14 protein-coding genes are annotated in these 16,231 nt (G+C 50.2%); 6 read left to right on the top strand and 8 right to left on the bottom strand.

Annotated elements, in window-relative coordinates; genetic code table 11:
- Positions 1 to 379: 379 nt before the first annotated feature.
- Positions 380 to 1,840 carry an aminoacyl-histidine dipeptidase gene (locus tag H8K26_RS11950; protein WP_190479791.1) on the bottom strand — a complete coding sequence of 487 codons (1,461 nt, stop codon included), beginning with the start codon at positions 1,838 to 1,840 and terminating at the stop codon, positions 380 to 382.
- A 113-nt stretch (positions 1,841 to 1,953) separates the two neighbouring features.
- Complete coding sequence (locus H8K26_RS11955) at positions 1,954 to 2,841, bottom strand: HTH-type transcriptional regulator ArgP (protein WP_190479794.1); 888 nt, start codon at positions 2,839 to 2,841, stop codon at positions 1,954 to 1,956.
- A gap of 104 nt (positions 2,842 to 2,945) precedes the next feature.
- Between H8K26_RS11955 and H8K26_RS11960 the strand changes: the two genes are divergently transcribed.
- Positions 2,946 to 3,548, top strand: coding sequence for a LysE/ArgO family amino acid transporter (locus H8K26_RS11960; protein WP_190479796.1), 603 nt, complete (start codon positions 2,946 to 2,948; stop codon positions 3,546 to 3,548).
- 104 nt (positions 3,549 to 3,652) lie between these two features.
- Here H8K26_RS11960 and H8K26_RS11965 read toward each other — a convergent pair whose 3' ends face one another.
- From H8K26_RS11965 to H8K26_RS11975, 3 genes are all read right to left on the bottom strand, one after another.
- Positions 3,653 to 4,501, bottom strand: coding sequence for an alpha/beta fold hydrolase (locus H8K26_RS11965; protein ID WP_190479797.1), 849 nt, complete (start codon positions 4,499 to 4,501; stop codon positions 3,653 to 3,655).
- 76 nt (positions 4,502 to 4,577) lie between these two features.
- Positions 4,578 to 5,552 (bottom strand): CE1 family esterase, encoded by a 975-nt coding sequence (locus H8K26_RS11970; RefSeq protein ID WP_190479799.1) that lies wholly within the window; start codon positions 5,550 to 5,552, stop codon positions 4,578 to 4,580.
- A gap of 37 nt (positions 5,553 to 5,589) precedes the next feature.
- Positions 5,590 to 6,282 (bottom strand): energy transducer TonB, encoded by a 693-nt coding sequence (locus H8K26_RS11975; RefSeq protein WP_190479801.1) that lies wholly within the window; start codon positions 6,280 to 6,282, stop codon positions 5,590 to 5,592.
- Between the two features lie 245 nt (positions 6,283 to 6,527).
- Between H8K26_RS11975 and H8K26_RS11980 the strand changes: the two genes are divergently transcribed.
- Positions 6,528 to 7,244, top strand: a complete 717-nt coding sequence (locus H8K26_RS11980; RefSeq protein WP_190479803.1) for a TonB family protein — start codon at positions 6,528 to 6,530, stop codon at positions 7,242 to 7,244.
- 133 nt (positions 7,245 to 7,377) lie between these two features.
- Here the strand turns inward: H8K26_RS11980 and H8K26_RS11985 are convergent, their stop codons facing one another.
- Both H8K26_RS11985 and H8K26_RS11990 read right to left on the bottom strand, forming a co-directional pair.
- The gene (locus H8K26_RS11985) at positions 7,378 to 8,943 is read right to left on the bottom strand and encodes a DNA/RNA non-specific endonuclease (RefSeq protein ID WP_190479805.1); all 1,566 of its coding nucleotides are present in this window, start codon (positions 8,941 to 8,943) and stop codon (positions 7,378 to 7,380) included.
- Positions 8,944 to 9,166: 223 nt separating this feature from the next.
- Positions 9,167 to 10,102, bottom strand: coding sequence for a phytanoyl-CoA dioxygenase family protein (locus H8K26_RS11990; protein ID WP_190479806.1), 936 nt, complete (start codon positions 10,100 to 10,102; stop codon positions 9,167 to 9,169).
- A gap of 299 nt (positions 10,103 to 10,401) precedes the next feature.
- Between H8K26_RS11990 and H8K26_RS11995 the strand changes: the two genes are divergently transcribed.
- The 3 genes from H8K26_RS11995 (at position 10,402) to H8K26_RS12005 (ending at position 13,194) form a co-directional block, all read left to right on the top strand.
- Entirely contained in the window at positions 10,402 to 11,583 is a 1,182-nt protein-coding gene (locus tag H8K26_RS11995) for a GGDEF domain-containing protein (RefSeq protein WP_190479808.1), read from the top strand.
- A gap of 140 nt (positions 11,584 to 11,723) precedes the next feature.
- Entirely contained in the window at positions 11,724 to 12,365 is a 642-nt protein-coding gene (locus H8K26_RS12000; protein WP_190479810.1) for a hypothetical protein, read from the top strand.
- 364 nt (positions 12,366 to 12,729) lie between these two features.
- Complete coding sequence (locus H8K26_RS12005) at positions 12,730 to 13,194, top strand: cache domain-containing protein (RefSeq protein ID WP_223826998.1); 465 nt, start codon at positions 12,730 to 12,732, stop codon at positions 13,192 to 13,194.
- A gap of 139 nt (positions 13,195 to 13,333) precedes the next feature.
- Here the strand turns inward: H8K26_RS12005 and H8K26_RS12010 are convergent, their stop codons facing one another.
- Positions 13,334 to 13,717: a hypothetical protein gene (locus tag H8K26_RS12010; protein WP_190479811.1), complete on the bottom strand. Its 384-nt coding sequence runs from the start codon at positions 13,715 to 13,717 to the stop codon at positions 13,334 to 13,336.
- Positions 13,718 to 13,961: 244 nt separating this feature from the next.
- Between H8K26_RS12010 and H8K26_RS12015 the strand changes: the two genes are divergently transcribed.
- A complete protein-coding gene (locus H8K26_RS12015) occupies positions 13,962 to 16,160 on the top strand; it encodes an OsmC domain/YcaO domain-containing protein (RefSeq protein WP_190479813.1) in 2,199 nt (732 codons plus the stop codon).
- Positions 16,161 to 16,231: the final 71 nt, after the last annotated feature.

Consider the following 16,231-nt stretch of genomic DNA (forward strand, 5'->3'; position numbering starts at 1 on the left):
ACTGTATTTCGATCAGCACGCGTTGCTGGTTCATTGCAGAGTCGGTTCGCAAACCATCGACTGTCCGCTTAATGACATTAACGGCACAAAAAGCGTCAACCTCAGGGAAAGGAGAAAAATAAGCAAAAAAACAACACCGCAGGCGAACAGCTTGGCGATTTGCGGGGTCGTGGAAGGTTGGTCTGTGGGAGATAAGCGGGATATATGTGGCATAGCGATGGGGATATGTCTCTGTCTTCTATATTTGATGCGGCTTCTGGCCTGAAAACCGGCTGCAAGCCACAATCAATAAGGAGGTGAGAAAAACGATCCGATGCCAGTTAACGCAGACGCATGCCGGGTGGATCGCATGCGTCTGTTGCGGCAGATTTGCGGCAGATTATTTTGCCGGGATGCGTTCCAGTACCGCCAGCAACAACGTCCAGTATTGACCGACAGTTTCGATATTCACCATTTCGTCAGGGCCGTGCGGATAACGGATGGTCGGACCGATGGAGACCATATCCAGTTCAGGATAATGCTTTTTGAACAGACCACATTCCAACCCCGCATGAATCACCATGATCACCGGTTCTTTGTGATAAATACTTTGATAGGTATCTTTGACGATCGCCATCACCGCAGAGCTGGTGTCCGGCTTCCAGCCCGGATAGCAACCGGAAAACGCGATCTGTGCACCCGCCAGGTCGCTCAGCGATTGCAGCGTGCTTTCGATGTTTTCACGACCAGTATCGATCAGCGAACGGATCAGGCACAGGATGCTCACTTTGTCTTGCGAGGTACTGATCACGCCGACATTCAGCGAACTTTCGGTGACGCCGGTGATCTCGTCACTCATGCGGATCACGCCGTTCGGGCAGCTATTGATCAGGTTAATCAGTGTTGTCTGCGTTGCGGCCTGCAACACCTGCGCAGGCAATGGTGTACTTTGCAGACTGAGTTTTAATGCGGGTTCCACGACGGCCAGCTCGGCTTGCAATATCGCCTGATATTGCGCGATGCGTTGCGCTAACAATGCAGTTTTTGCCGCGGCAATCGTAAAGCTGCATTGCGCCTCGCGTGGAATCGCATTGCGCAGCGAGCCGCCTTTGATGTCGGATAACGATAATCCGAGTTCTTGCGCATGCCCGGCAAGGAAGCGGGCAATCAGCTTGTTAGCATTGCCGCGTCCCAGATGAATATTTACACCGGAGTGACCGCCTTTCAGACCTGCGATGCTGAGCGTGAACGCTTGCTGATTTGCTGGCGCTGGCTGCCATTGCAAAGCGACGCTGATTTCTGCATCGACACCACCGGCGCAACCCATGTAGATTTCGCCTTCCTGTTCGGAGTCGGTATTGATCAGGATTTCAGCATCCAACATGCCCGCCTGCAAGCCGAACGCGCCTGTCATGCCAGCTTCTTCGTCGACTGTCAGCAGCACTTCCAGCGGGCCGTGGCGAATATCGTCAGAACCCAGAATCGCCAACGCGGATGACATACCGATGCCGTTGTCGGCACCTAATGTTGTACCGCTTGCCTTGACCCATTCGCCATCGATCCATGGCTGGATAGGATCGGTCGTGAAGTCATACACTTTATCTGCATTCTTCTGCGGCACCATATCCAGATGCGCTTGTATCACGACGGTTTTGCGGTCTTCCATGCCAGCGGTGGCTGGTTTGCGGATGATGAGGTTGCCGACATGATCGACCACCACCGGCAGTCCGCGTTGTTTTGCCCATTGCTGGATAAATTTGCTGAGTGCAGCTTCGTGTTTGGATGGGTGCGGAATTGCACAGATTTGTTCAAACCATTGCCATAAAGGCTGAGGGAAAAGTTGATGAATTGCGGTTGTCATGATTGTCCTGTGTAGCCTTTTGCGCCCATGTATATCCATGTGTCCGCTTGTTTACGGCTGAGGGCAAAAGTTTAACATAGGCATCATCCTGAGCCGATAGCAGTTCATGCTCTTCAGCGCAAGGCGTGTCGCGCTGTTTCGACCAGCTTCGCAGACAAGCGCGCCAGACGTGGCGACTGTACTTTCCAGCGATGCCAGTACAGGGTGACATCAACCGGGTGTGCCGGTGCGAGTCTGACGAGTCCGGATTCGCCCGGCATCTCTTTCAACATCAGCTCGGGAATCATGCCCCAGCCCAGTCCCAGCGCAATAGCACGGTTATACGGCGAGGTGGCGGGAATGTAGTGACGGGGAAATGCGTTGTCAGATAAACCGAAATGCTCAAGCAAAAACTGCGATTGCAATTGATCTTTACGATTGAATGTCAGCACAGGGGCGAGGCGGGCGCTGTCACGTTGCATTCCCTGTGGAAACCAGCGTGCGCAAAACGCTTTGCTGGCAACCGCCTGATAACGCATATTGCCCAGCACTTCTGCCTCGCAACCCCGCATCGCTGCTTGTTGTGCTGATATACAACCAAGCACCGTGCCGTTTTCCAGCAACGTATGGGTGTGCTCCTGATCGTCAATGCACAGATCCAGCAAGATATTTTCTTTGATCAGAAAATCCGCCAGTGCAGGCAAAACCCAACTGTCCAGACTATCCGCGTTGACCGCCAGCGCAATGCTGACGGGGGCATGCGGCTGATCGGAAAACGTATCGGCTAAATCCTGCTCCATTTCCGCGACGCGTCGCAGGTGCTGCAAGAATCGCTGTCCGGCAGGCGTAGCACGGCAAGGGCGGCTGCGGATCAGCAACGTCGTTCCCAGCTGTGTTTCCAGCGCCCGCACTCGTTGTGACAGTGCCGATGGTGTCAGGTTCAGCTGTTGCGCTGCGGCTTCAAAACTACCGTTGTCGATCACACTCATCAGCGCTGCACATTGGCGGGTATCGAATTTCATTATGAAGAAATTTTAATGTAATCGTAAATAAATTAAATTTACTTCAGCTTAGCCGTGAAGCGCCGCATCATGCAAGCTTATTCATTGCAGCAGGAGCGCTAAAGATGTTCACGTTTTTCTTGAAAGGCATGGGGCTCAGTGCCAGCCTGATTATGGCTATTGGTTCGCAAAATGCGCATGTGCTGCGCATGGGCTTGCGGCGCGAGCATGTCGCGTTGACGGTGCTGGCTTGCGTGGTCTGTGAAGCGGTGCTGATCGCCATCGGCATTTTGGGTATGGGAACTTTGCTCAGCAATAACCCGCTGTGGATGCGTATCGCCAGTTGGGGCGGCGCTGCTTTTCTGTTCTGGTATGGCGTGCGAGCCATGCGTTCGGCGATGCAGTCGCACAGTATGCGGGTGAGCGGCGGCGAACAAGCCATGCATTGGCGACCTGCGCTGGCAGCCGTGCTGGCGGTGACGCTGCTCAACCCTCACGTCTATCTGGATTTACTGGTGTTGCTGGGTGCTGTGGGGGCGCAGCAGCCCGGGGATGGAAAATTCTGGTTCGGGCTTGGCGCTTTATGTAATGCCGCGCTGTGGTATGGCTTACTCGGTTACGGCGCCAGATTGCTCGCGCCCTTATTTGCCCGTCCTCTGGCATGGCGCATTCTCGATGCCGCCATTGCCGTCATGATGTGGGCATTGGCGATTCAATTGCTGATGTGATGAAGAGATTTCGCTGATGCCGTGCTGGCTTGATGCTGATGTCAGCTTGAACTATCACCGCCGCAGACTATGCGAATACCTGACGGCGGTGCTTGCTAGTCAGATCAGAACTGACCGTTTAAAAAATCACGATACGCTTTCAGTGCTTCCGGCTTACTTAATGCGTTCATATGACCGGCATTGGCAACTTCTTCATAACGTTTATTGCTGCGCGGAATACTGGCAAATAATTCGCGCGCGGTGGCTGCCGGGGTCTGTACATCGTTGACACCGTTAATGATCAGCACCGGACCAGCATAATTACGCAGGGCGGCGCGATTATCGACGGCGGTTAACTCTTCATCAAGATTGATTTTGACGAAAGGCTTTGCGAACCACGGCACCATATTGTCGGAATAGGCGAGAGCGGTGGTTCCTGTGCCCTCCAATACCAATGCGTCGACGGCGCGTTTGCTCGCCAGTCTTGCTGCGACAAAACTGCCGAAAGAATGACCGTGTACGACCAGTCGGCCAGGTACCATTTTGCGGGCATAGTCATACAGTGCGAGCGCATCACTCTCCAGCTCGATCAGACTATGCGGCTTGCCGTTTGAATCGCTGCGCCCAAAACCACGATAATCAAAGCTGATTACATTGGCGTTCAGTTCGGTAAATGCTTTTGCAAAACTCGTACCGTTGGCATCTATACGGACACCGCTGCCCATGAAATACAGCACCGTAAAATCAACGCCAGGTTTGCGGATGTAAACGCCACGGCTGATCGCACCGTCGGCTTGCTTGTATTCGAGATTCTCAAGCTGGTACGCAGGCGCAACGCTGGGCAACAAGCTGATTTTCCCCGGGTCTTTCGGCACGAATTGCTGTGCAGTGTAATTGACCGTCGTGCAGGCGCTGAGAGACAGCACCGACGCAAGTAATAGCAAGCGCGGTGTGGTGAGGCTATATTTATTCATGCGATCTTTCATCAGTGAGTACATCTGTTGGTAGGAGTTGTGTTGCAGATGGCAGAGTTGGTTTTACGAAATGAATTTATTTGTTTTCACCAGATGCTGTTTCAGGTCGGCTGTTGCCGCCAGCATCTTTGCAGCGTTTGTCTTTGAAAAATGCCCATGCTTCCTCGGCAATATCGATATCTGTATTTTGTGCGCCGACCAGTCTGCTCAGAAACCAAGGGTAAAACTGACTCTGGCTGGGTTCCGCATGGCCACCGCCATTGATTCTGAGTAAAACGATTTGAAGCTGTTCTGGATTGTCGCCCCAGGTGATTCGTGTGCATGAGGTCGGATTGCTTGCAGCAGATTTCGGAATATCAACGCTCTTTCCGGTTGCTGGCAGGTTCGCCAGCGTGCGCCAGATATCGACGGTGTCGTTGATGCTTTTCATCGGGCTTAGCAGCGGCGTGTAAAAATATTTACCACCGCCATAAGGTACCAGCGGATCGCGGGTGCTGGCGACGATCAGAGCTGATATCGGCGTCACGGGAGCCGCGCACACGCTTTGCTGCGGCATATTAGCCAGGACGCTGGCAAACGCCGCCAACATCGATCCCAACTCCGTCGCCAAACGGTAAGCCATCATGCCGCCTTTGGAAACGCCAATCACATAAACGCGCTGCGGATCAGCCTCATGCTCTCGTATCATGTGTGCGATGAGGTTACGAATCATGCCCGTATCATCTGTCTCTGGCTTATTTCTGACATGGGCAAAGCTATCATTCCAGCCTTTTTTACTGCCATCCGGTGCGACAACCAGCAATTGTTCGCGTTCAGCAATTTCTAACCAGACGGATAAGGGGGATACCGGAAACGCCAGCCCCATTACTTGTGCCGCAGAAGCCCCCGCTCCATGCAGAATAATCACCAGCGGACGCAAGTTCTCATTTTGTTTCCGCGGTGTCGCCATCAGATAATGACGCGGACCGTCGGTCGTGACAATCGTGTGAGCGGTGATCACTGCTTGCCCGGGATGTTGCCGCATTTGTAGCGATATGTTTTCGTTTGACATACTTCACTATATCCGGTGGTGATGTTCTCAATTCGCCTCAGAATTGTGAATAGTCGCGATGTATTTTGGACTTCACATCAGCGATCAGGCGTATGGAAATCGCAGATTCCAGCGTCTTTTTTGCGTCCTGTGCGGGTAAGAACTGACAGCTCTTGAGCAGACGGATTGCCTCCATATCCGAAGCGGTACCGCTGCTCCATTCCAGAGTCATTTTTTTGACCACTCCTTTTTTATCCAGATAAACACCGATCACGATGCCGCGTTCTTTTTCTTCGTCAGAGGCAATATGCACCGCATCTGAGGTCGCACAACTGGCGGCGATCAATTGCGGCGGTTGGTAATCAATGCCACTGATACGCCATTTAAATGTGCCTTTCAGAGGCGTTTTTTCCATATCAGGCTGATCCAATACCTTGCAGTTCTGTACGGCTTGCAGCACAGCGTCATCCAGTATGCGCCAGCCGCTGCTTTGGGCGATTTCTGCAGAGATGACTTTGCCATCGGCATCGGCAATAGCGGAAATCGTGGTGTCGCCTTGCAACTCATAGCGCAGCGCATATTTGGGATAGTTGATTGGGGCGCAACGAAGAAACAGCAGCGGGTAAGACTGGCTGTCAGGGGCGTTGTCCGCCGGCGAAGCACTGATCGGGTTTTCCTGCGCAGGTGGCGTAGCGAAAGACAGGCTTGCGAATGTCAGCAGCAGACTAAAAAGTAGCGCGATTTTTTTCATATCAGTACAGACCTGTCAGAAAAGTGGATGGGGGAAATATGTGCCGTCTTGGTTGTGATACGCATCAAGCGCTACGATTGTATTCAATATTTATTTAAATTGCTTGATTGAAAGATATTAATCTAATTACAATCTTGCGACACGATTTGTGTTTTTAATGTCCGCACATTTGGTTCACACCGCGACAGCAACGACGCTGTAGAGATGTTGCGCCACTCATCTACTTCTTTTTGAAAAGGTATCGCATGCGTCAATTTTCCGGAGCAGTTTTGTTGTGGATGCTGTTGCAAACTTTGATGTCGCCCGCCGCGATAGCCAGAGACGCGGTACCGGCAGAACCGGTTGCGGTGTCGGCACCAGTTGCAGCGTCCGCGACCAATGTCATCGCAGATTCTGTGACACCGAAAATCAATGATATGAAAATTGATATTGCCACTGCGTGCGCGATTCCCACGTATCCCGAAGCTGCCCTTCGCTATGGTATGCAAGGTGACACTATGCTGAAGCTGATGATTGATGAGAGCGGCAAAATCAAGGCGTTTCAGTTAGTCCGTAGCAGTGGCTGGAAAATGCTTGATCTGACCGTGATGAACGCGATTATTGGCTGCCAGATACTACCCGAAGGTCGCTGGGTGCCGAGTGAAACTTATACCGCCTATCGCTGGAAGTTTGATCAGGGCTATACAAGTCCTGCAGTGCTGGAAGCGAAGACTTGCAAGTCCTCAGACAAATTGCGTATCGCCGATGACAGAGATAATAAAAATAAAGATGCGGGTATCGTCGTCGGTATTTATACGTCTGAGACAGGAAAAGTGCTGGATGCCAAAGTACAGTGGGGCAGTGACGATGAACAACTCGATCAGGAAAGCCTGCGCATTGCCCGATCATGTGAATTCATGCCCGCCGAACGCAGCGGCAAGCGCATTCGCAACGCCGGTTCACTACGCTTCGTTGCGAAGTAGTGCAATTCAGGTGACGCATTTTGACGATGAGTACGTCACCGCAACCCCTAATGAAAATGCGGCTGCTGGCGTGAAAATGTGCCGGGAGCCGCAGATTTATTAGGGAGGATTATTGACGCGACTCTTTCGATTATCAAAACATTGAGTACCAGTTGAGGTTGACACCATGTTTATCGTCTAGCCAACTATCCCATGTGCTGGGTAAAACTGAGTCTCCGCTATAGCCTAATTGAACCTTAAGAATAGGTGGAGAGCCAGTCTTAGCGATGACAGCTTTGACTTCCCTTTCATATTTTCTCCAATCACCCCAGCGATTTTCAATGTAGTCTTGTGGAACCATATTCCCCCAAGTACCAGGTCCGCCCAGGCTTGATGCAATTAAATGACCACCATCGTAGCCAGTAGTTTTGCCTTCTTCTAATCTGCCAAGCCAACCAATAGTCGTTTGTATTGAGCTTCTCGGTGCCGCTGTAGACGAGATCGTACGCTCTGCCGAAATCACGCGACTCTGACTATCGGTGATTGCATTCACTCCACCATCAGTTTTATCAATATTCGCAAAATTTGCTCGCTTATTATCTAGCAAATTGTACGCAGCCTTGCCGTCACTGTTGAGATTTGCATAATTTACATATGCAAGTCCAGCACACGTACTCTTTTGCTGCACAACGTCTGTTTTGTGTCGTTGCACGGCTCCTCCACCATCGATACCGTCAATTTTCCGTTTTATATCGATTAACTCTTTAACATTAAAGCCGAAACTTTGCGCCTCATTATCCAGATGTAGTGTTTTTTCCGAGGCCCCATGTGTAGATCCGTCTTCAGATTTTTTCTGTATTGATAAAGCCTTCGCTCCCATCACATCCGCTTCTGTCTCTAGCCCGACATCATCATTGACCGGTACGCCGCCTTTCATCTGCATCGTTGGTTTGACGCGCCCCTGCGCCTGCTGAACGACATGCCAGGCCTCATGCGGTAAATGTTGTTCCTGCCCCGGTGCGACGTGAATATCGCTGCCTTGTGCGTAAGCGAGTGCGTTGAGTTGGGCTGGTTGGGATGAGTTGTAATGCACCTTCACATGATCCATGCTCATGCCGGAAAGAGATTCGATACCGGATTTGAGTTGATTCGGCAGACCAGTATTATTGGGCCTGGCGGCGACTTGTTCTTGTCTTTGTACAGTATCGAATTTTCCTTGCAGCAGTTCATCTTCCTCCACGCGTTGCACAGGCGCGAATTTCCCCTGCAACAGTTCTTCGTCTTCGGTTCTTTGCGCGGTCATCAGCTTATTTTGCAGGGGCTCGTCTTCTTCCACCCGCTGTGCGGTGCTGAACTTGCCTTGCAGAGGTTCTTCTTCCTCTACCCGCTGTATGGCGGAGAACTTCGCTTGCAACGGTTCTTCGTCTTCGACTCTTTGCAGAGCAGCGGCGCTCGCTGTTGCTTTCATTGCCTTGAGTTGGTTAGCGTGTTCACTTGCCGCAGCCATGCGCTGCAAGGCTAGTAATTGAGTAGTTTGCGGACTATCGGCTGCTGTTTCTCGCAGGCGACGTTGTATAGCCGTTTGTGGTCGTGAGTCAGCAAAGCTATTTTGCTTTTCGCTGGCAGATCTCGCTGAGTTTTGCCTGAGTTGGCGAGGGGTATTCCTTGCTTCGGAGTGTGAATTGGCTGTCGCTTGCTGCAATGGCGCTGCTGAACTCATGATCGACCTCGCGTAGTGGAAAGGCTATGCGGAAAATAATCATATTAGCGAAAAAGTTGGCTTAATTGTAAATATTTTCGGCTATTAGCTAATTCGAGCTACATTGCACTTTGAATGGATAGTGCATCAAACCATTGCGCCTGAATGTTCCGATTAGCGTGGGCGCATGCTGTAATCGGTTTTCGAAGAACTAGAGGCTGAACAAAATAAAAATCACCCAACCTCAGATCCACACGCTGTGTTCCACATGATTCGTCGGAATATAAGTCAGATACTGCACCATGCGCGGGGTTTGACCGTGATTCGGAGTTGCGCAGTGGGGCAGAGCCTGATGCCAGATGATAAAGTCGCCTGCATTGCCCGGTACGGCGCGCGTTGTCAGTGTTTCTGCCGCAATGTGCCGGATGTTGTCTTCGGGCTTGAATTGCTTGAGCCAGTCGGCGATCTGGCGATGGAAACCGGGAACGCAATGAAAGGTGCCATCGCTGTCGGCGCAGTCAGTTAAATACAGCAAACCCTGGTAGCGTTCCGGTATCGGTTGCGCGATACTGACATCCCAGTGCAGGGCACTCCCGCGAAAAGAAAAATGGGCCGTTTCCGGTGGGTTGAAACTGACGTGATCGATCGTCTTGTAAATTGCCTCACTACCGTAGAGCTGCGTATAGGCAGCGCGAATACGTCTTGATGCGCGGTTGCTGTTCAATTGCGGATGATTGTATAAGGGCAGCATCAGGCCGTGCTGTATGCATTGTGGCTGATACCAGCTTGACGGGTCTTGCAGCGTCGCTCCCGTATATTGCCAGATGGCGTCGCAACTGGCAGCACATGCCGCGGCGTCTATAACTTTGGGTAAAATCAGGTAACCGTTTTCCTGCCAGAACGCGATTTGTTCAGACGAAAGACGATAGTTGTCATCCTCGGTCTCCTGCTCGTGCTCAGCGACCACATACTGTGCGCTGGTACTCGCGACCCAGTCTTGAAATTCTTCCAGAGTTGGACGTTTTTGTAGCAAAAATCTGAGTGCGGCAGGGTGTGCAATTTGATTGGCATACAAGGCTTGTATCTGTTGTTCCCATTCCATCGATGCGCGTGCATCGGCTTGATAAGCCGGGTCACAATGACGCTGCCACAGCGTTTTTAAAACAGGCCAGTCTTGCATGGATTTCCTTTATCGTGATTTTTGTGCTGTTTTAATGTAGCTTTTGTATGTCATGGACGCTGCAGAACGTAGTGTAAATCGCTATGGACGACTGTGCAAAAAACGCTGATGGATCAGCAGCTTATTTCAGAAGAGCTACGAAATGATCAATCTGATGCTCGTGCATCCAGACTGATGGTATCGGTGCGTAAGCACACCATCTTCCATTATCACGAAAATTGCATTAAGGAAATTTCAGAGTGTAATCCACTATAATTGCACGCACGAAAACCCGAGCCTGTTTCTATTATAAAAGCACGATGAAGCCACTTGATATCTACACCTTAGTCTTCATGAATGCATTTATTTGTATCGGCATGAGCGTCATCATGTTTTCGGTGCATCGCACTTTTAAGTCAGAAGTGCAGGGCGTGGGGCATTGGGCGTGGGCACAGTTAATGACTTTGCTGGCGTTGCCCATACTCGCGACGCAAGGAATACTGAGTGAATACGTTGCGATTCCCGGATTTAATGGCGCGATGTTGTGGGGGCAGGGCATGACTCTGATCGGCACCCAATTGTTTTATGGGCAGAAGCCGAGCTGGCGTTTGTTTTTGTTTATCTGGGGTCTTACCATCGCTGGATTGATGTGGTGGCTGGTGGTGAATCCTGATTTCAGCATGCGCGTGGCGATTTATTCACTGACCACTTTTGTGATGTATTGTGCGCTGATCCGCTTGGTCTGGCGTCATGGTGAGAAACATTTCAGCAGTTATTTTTTTATGGTGCTGTTATTAGTGCACGCTGGTCTGAATTTGTTGCGCGGCAGCGTTGCACTGACGTTGGATGAAACGAGTGTGAATCTGGCGAAGGGCAGTAATCTGGCAACAACCTATCTCGCAACATCGACAATACTGGTGCAGTTGTTAAGCGTCGTTTTCCTTGTGATGGCATCGCGTCGCTTAAAGGCTGTGCTTGAGCAGCGTGCGGTTGAAGATCCTCTGACGGGTGTGCTCAATCGCCGAGGTTGTGGCGCTTACTATGAACGACTGCAATTGCATGCCCGTCAGGCTGATTTTCCGCTGGCGCTGCTGGCGATAGATCTGGATCACTTTAAATGTGTCAATGATCTGCATGGTCATGCAGTAGGGGATCAGGTGCTTGTATTCGTAGTGGGAAAAATCCGTCAGTTGTTACGTGAATGTGATCAGATCGCACGTTTCGGCGGTGAAGAGTTTGTTGTGGTGTTGCCTGGAACAACGGTGGCTGAAGCGCGATTGGTCGCCGCCAGGATTCAGGCATCGCTGAAAAATGCGCAAACGGATTTACCGCTCTGTACTCTCAGCGTTGGCATTGCCAGTAATGCCAGCGCAGATGACGATTTTGATCATTTGCTGCAGCGAGCCGATGCTGCTTTATATCGTGCAAAAAATAACGGGCGTGACAGTATCGAAACAGATCATGCAACACAGTCAGGCAGTGAGACACCTGTCGGGCAATAAAACCAGAATGTGCTGTTGCATCTGACGCTATCGGAGCGTGGCGACAAGGACGAAAACGCAAAGCAAAAGCTCGGGGACGATATGCCTGAAATAGCCATCACTTTTTTGCGTCATACCGAACGAAAACAGAAAGGAAAAAAATGTTTTTACGTGGATTACTGATGTGTCTGGCGTTTTCCTCAAGCGCCAGTGCGCATGTTGTCATGGATGCGCTGAAAGTTGCAGATCAGAGTAAAGTCAGCGCATGGCATTATCGTGTGACATCCCATGAAAATGATAAGCTCAAAAGCGTAGGTGTGTTTGATCCGGCCAAAGAGAAAAAGCAGCAATGGTTGTTGGAGTCATTTGAAGGCAGAACGCCCACAGAAAAAGAAACCAGAAAATTTCTCGAAAAAATGGAAAGTGCCGAGCAGGAAATGCTGAGCGCACAGGTCGATGAGAAATCCTTGCAGGCGATAGATGCGGGCAATCATCCCAGACGCTGGCGTTTTCACATGCGTAAAGACGCTGATTTACGAGGCGTACCTCCTGACAAAATTGCAGGCATTATCACACTCAACGAAAAGGGCGATTTACAAAGAATGGAATACAGTAATACTGAAGCCTTCCGCGTCAAGATCATCCTCAAAATGAACCGCATTGTTGCCGTCACTGAATATGAAAAACAGGTAAACGGGGATAATCTGGTGAAGTCCGAAATGGTAGAAACCGATGTCTCGGTGATGGGAAAAGAAATTAGTCTCAAATTACGCACCGATTATCAAATTCTCCGCCATCAATAAGCGTCATCAATAAGCGGCGTCAATCGATGCCATCTCTGGTGTATTACTTTGTTTCGCTGCGCTTGCTCATGTATGAGGAACCGCAAAACACAAACTTACAACCAGGCTTTCCGATCTCAGCTTGTCGTTGCGATACCGTTGTTTATATACATCGTGTTAAGACACATGTGCGGCAGCGTGGTGCAGGGCACGGGTTGCGGCTTACCGCTGTGTATGATTTTACTCAAATCGATTCAACAATTTCTTGCAATAAGAATTTTTCACTAACCCTATACTGGGCAGCAATCCGGCCTGTCATGATCGTGCCCGTCACGACTCGACAGCAGCGGGAGCCAATATGTATACCAAAAATAGGGAGACTGACATGAAAAAAATCGGATCAATGATACTGGCATTTCTGATGACTGTTGCTGTATGCGGCGTGTCTTCAGCAGCAGAGGATCACGGCACTGCTGAACAGGCGACAGCAATGGTAAAAAAAGCGATTGCCCACTTTAAAGCCAATGGCAAAGACAAGGCGCTGGCAGATTTCAACGATCCTTCCAACAAACAATTCCATGACCGCGATCTGTATGTCATTGCATTCGATATGGAAGGAACCATGCTCGCATCGGCGAATACCAAACTGGTCGGAAAACCGCTGATGGATTTTAAAGATGGCGACGGAAAACTGGTGACCAAAGAAATGCTGCAGGTCGCAAAAACGAAGGGCTCAGGCTGGGTCGAATATCGCTGGCCTAATCCCATCACTAAATTGCTGGATCAAAAAACGACGTACATAGAAAAAGTCGACAACTACCTGCTTGGTGTCGGCATTTACAAAAAATAATAAATCGGTGCTTCCTTTCTCCTCCTCGCAAAGAGGGGAAAGGAGCTGCATCTAAGATTGCTGTTCTTTTGATTGTCATTAAAACAGTGAGAATCCGGCGGAATGATGCTTGCTCCTGAGTTACCTGGTGACGGCAGCATCAGTAACGGTAGCAATGTGCTTGCTGACTATCACTGCGCATAAACGGCACTGTCTGTAGCTGAGAGGTTTCACGCTGGCATTGCTTTATGACTTCGGTGTAAGCTTGGATCGTATTCTCAGCGACGCTTTTTTTGTGTGCGTCTGCAATTGCTTTTGCGAGAGACGATTCTTTCATCTTTTTTTCTGCATTGAGCCATCGATCATTTTCTCGAACTGCATCGACAATCAAGACATTTCTTATTTGACTCACCTGTGTAAGTAGCGGCGTCCTCGCCGTCATGCTTTCACTATCATTTGACTGCGCCCGCATTATTTCAACATCCGCCGCTAACGTTGATGCTGCCAGGCAGTAACTGAGAAGCAGGCTAAGAATTAACTTCATATTGTGAACTACCTGAACACAGGTTTTAAAGGGATCAATAGCGGTACGCGTGTCGAACCGGTTGGCCTATTTTACCTGTGAATTTTTTAGCATCGGGAAACCTGGGTGTACATATCGTTTGCTTTAATGCATCAGAGGTGCAAAGCGATTGATGCGTACACAGTGCGTACACACCTAAAAGAACGGATAATGGCGCCTGATTTACTTTTAATGCGCTTTTGGCCGCTTTTTTGGAACACTCCTCATGGAAATTAAAGTCAACTTTCTCGATAAGCTTCGCCTTGAAGCCAAGTTCGATGATTTCACGGTGATCGCTGATCAGCCTATACGCTATAAGGGCGACGGCTCAGCGCCCGGGCCTTTTGATTACTTTTTGGCTTCATCGGCATTGTGCGCGGCGTACTTCGTGAAGTTGTATTGCAACACGCGCAATATTCCTACTGAGAATATCCGTCTGTCGCAAAACAATATTGTTGACCCGGAAAACCGTTACGCGCAAATCTTCAAAATTCAGGTTGAGTTACCCGCCGATATTTCTGATAAAGATCGCCAGGGTATTTTGCGCTCAATTGAACGTTGCACTGTCAAAAAAGTCGTGCAGGAAGGCCCGCAATTTGTGATCGAAGAAGTCGAAAGTCTCGATGCCGATGCGCAAGCCTTGCTGACCCTGAATCCAGATGCGGATGCCGCGACCTATATCCTCGGCAAAGACTTGCCGTTAGAGCAAACCATCGCGAATATGTCAGGCTTACTCGCGGGTCTTGGCATCAAAATCGAAATCGCTTCGTGGCGCAATATCATTCCGAATGTGTGGTCATTGCATATCCGTGATGCGCATTCACCGATGTGCTTTACCAATGGCAAAGGCGCGACCAAAGAAAGCGCTTTGGCGTCGGCGCTGGGCGAGTACATTGAGCGCCTGAGTAATAATCATTTTTACGCTGGTTCGTTTTGGGGCGAAGACATCGCCAATGCCGAGTTTGTGCATTACCCGAATGAAAAATGGTTCAAGCCGGGCAAAAAAGACGCGCTGCCAAAAGATATACTGGATGCATACAGCCTGGAGATTTACAACCCCGATAAAGAACTGCGTGGCTCGCACCTGATCGACACCAATTCGGGTAACGCAGAACGTGGTATTTGCTCATTACCATTCGTGCGCCAATCCGACGGCGAGACCGTTTATTTCCCATCGAACCTGATAGAAAACCTGTTTGCCAGCAATGGCATGAGTGCTGGTAATACGCTGGCTGAAGCGCAGGTGCAATGTCTGTCTGAAATTTTTGAACGCGCAGTCAAACGTGAAATTCTCGAAGGTGAAATCGCCTTGCCTGATGTGCCGCAAGACGTGCTGGCAAAGTATCCCGGCATCTTGGCTGGTATACAGGGATTGGAAGAACAAGGCTTTCCGGTGCTGGTCAAAGATGCTTCGCTAGGCGGGCAATATCCGGTCATGTGCGTGACCCTGATGAACCCGCGTACCGGCGGCGTATTTGCTTCGTTTGGTGCGCATCCCAGCTTTGAAGTTGCGTTGGAACGCAGTCTGACAGAATTGTTGCAGGGCCGTAGCTTTGAAGGCCTGAATGATTTACCGCAACCCACCTTCGTCAGCCAGGCTGTGACGGAGCCGAATAACTTTGTTGAACATTTCATCGATTCCAGTGGCGTCGTGTCATGGCGCTTCTTCAGTGCCAAAGCCGACTACGAATTTGTGGAATGGGATTTCTCTGGTCAAGGTGAAAACTCCAATGCCGACGAAGCTGCAACCTTGTTTGGCATCCTCGGAGATATGGGCAAAGAATCCTACATGGCGGTGTACGACCAGTTAGGCGCGACGGCTTGCCGCATCCTGGTGCCGGGTTATTCAGAAGTGTACCCCGTCGAAGATCTGATCTGGGATAACACCAACAAAGCCTTATTGTTCCGCAGCGATATTCTGAATATACGTCAGCTCGATGACGATGCGCTGGAAGACTTGCTGGATCGTTTAGATAACAATGAGCTGGACGATTACAGCGACATCGCCACCCTGATCGGCATTGAATTTGATGAAAATACAGTGTGGGGACAACTCACCGTGCTGGAATTAAAACTGCTGATCCATCTCGCCTTAGCGCAACTCGACGACGCGCAGGATTTAACGCAAGCCTTCCTGCAATACAACGACAACAGCGTCGAACGCGGCTTGTTTTATCAAGCGCTCAACGTAGTGCTGGAAGTCACACTGGACGATGAATTAGAGTTGAACGATTACGAAGCCAATTTCCGCCGTATGTTTGGCAACGAGCGCATGGATGCGGCCATCGGATCGGTCAATGGCAGCGTACGCTTCTACGGTTTAACGCCGACGAGTATGAAACTGGAAGGTCTGGAGCGTCACCAGCGTTTGATTGACAGCTACAAAAAATTGCACGTGGCGCGGGCGAAAAGTACCAGTAAGTAGACTGACGATGGAATATGCAGGGCGGGCGACACGTGCTCGCCTAGCAGTTTAGTTAACTGGCACTTTATCTG

It is taken from the genome of Cognatundibacterium aquatile, from assembly GCF_014699135.1.
GTDB lineage: Bacteria > Pseudomonadota > Gammaproteobacteria > Burkholderiales > Burkholderiaceae_D > Undibacterium > Undibacterium aquatile.

Coding starts and splice junctions, on each gene's coding strand:
- H8K26_RS11950 (WP_190479791.1), bottom strand. CDS start 1,840: ATGACAACCGCAATTCATCAACTTTTCCCTCAGCCTTTATGGCAATGG.
- H8K26_RS11955 (WP_190479794.1), bottom strand. CDS start 2,841: ATGAAATTCGATACCCGCCAATGTGCAGCGCTGATGAGTGTGATCGAC.
- H8K26_RS11960 (WP_190479796.1), top strand. CDS start 2,946: ATGTTCACGTTTTTCTTGAAAGGCATGGGGCTCAGTGCCAGCCTGATT.
- H8K26_RS11965 (WP_190479797.1), bottom strand. CDS start 4,501: ATGAATAAATATAGCCTCACCACACCGCGCTTGCTATTACTTGCGTCG.
- H8K26_RS11970 (WP_190479799.1), bottom strand. CDS start 5,552: ATGTCAAACGAAAACATATCGCTACAAATGCGGCAACATCCCGGGCAA.
- H8K26_RS11975 (WP_190479801.1), bottom strand. CDS start 6,282: ATGAAAAAAATCGCGCTACTTTTTAGTCTGCTGCTGACATTCGCAAGC.
- H8K26_RS11980 (WP_190479803.1), top strand. CDS start 6,528: ATGCGTCAATTTTCCGGAGCAGTTTTGTTGTGGATGCTGTTGCAAACT.
- H8K26_RS11985 (WP_190479805.1), bottom strand. CDS start 8,943: ATGAGTTCAGCAGCGCCATTGCAGCAAGCGACAGCCAATTCACACTCC.
- H8K26_RS11990 (WP_190479806.1), bottom strand. CDS start 10,102: ATGCAAGACTGGCCTGTTTTAAAAACGCTGTGGCAGCGTCATTGTGAC.
- H8K26_RS11995 (WP_190479808.1), top strand. CDS start 10,402: ATGAAGCCACTTGATATCTACACCTTAGTCTTCATGAATGCATTTATT.
- H8K26_RS12000 (WP_190479810.1), top strand. CDS start 11,724: ATGTTTTTACGTGGATTACTGATGTGTCTGGCGTTTTCCTCAAGCGCC.
- H8K26_RS12005 (WP_223826998.1), top strand. CDS start 12,730: ATGAAAAAAATCGGATCAATGATACTGGCATTTCTGATGACTGTTGCT.
- H8K26_RS12010 (WP_190479811.1), bottom strand. CDS start 13,717: ATGAAGTTAATTCTTAGCCTGCTTCTCAGTTACTGCCTGGCAGCATCA.
- H8K26_RS12015 (WP_190479813.1), top strand. CDS start 13,962: ATGGAAATTAAAGTCAACTTTCTCGATAAGCTTCGCCTTGAAGCCAAG.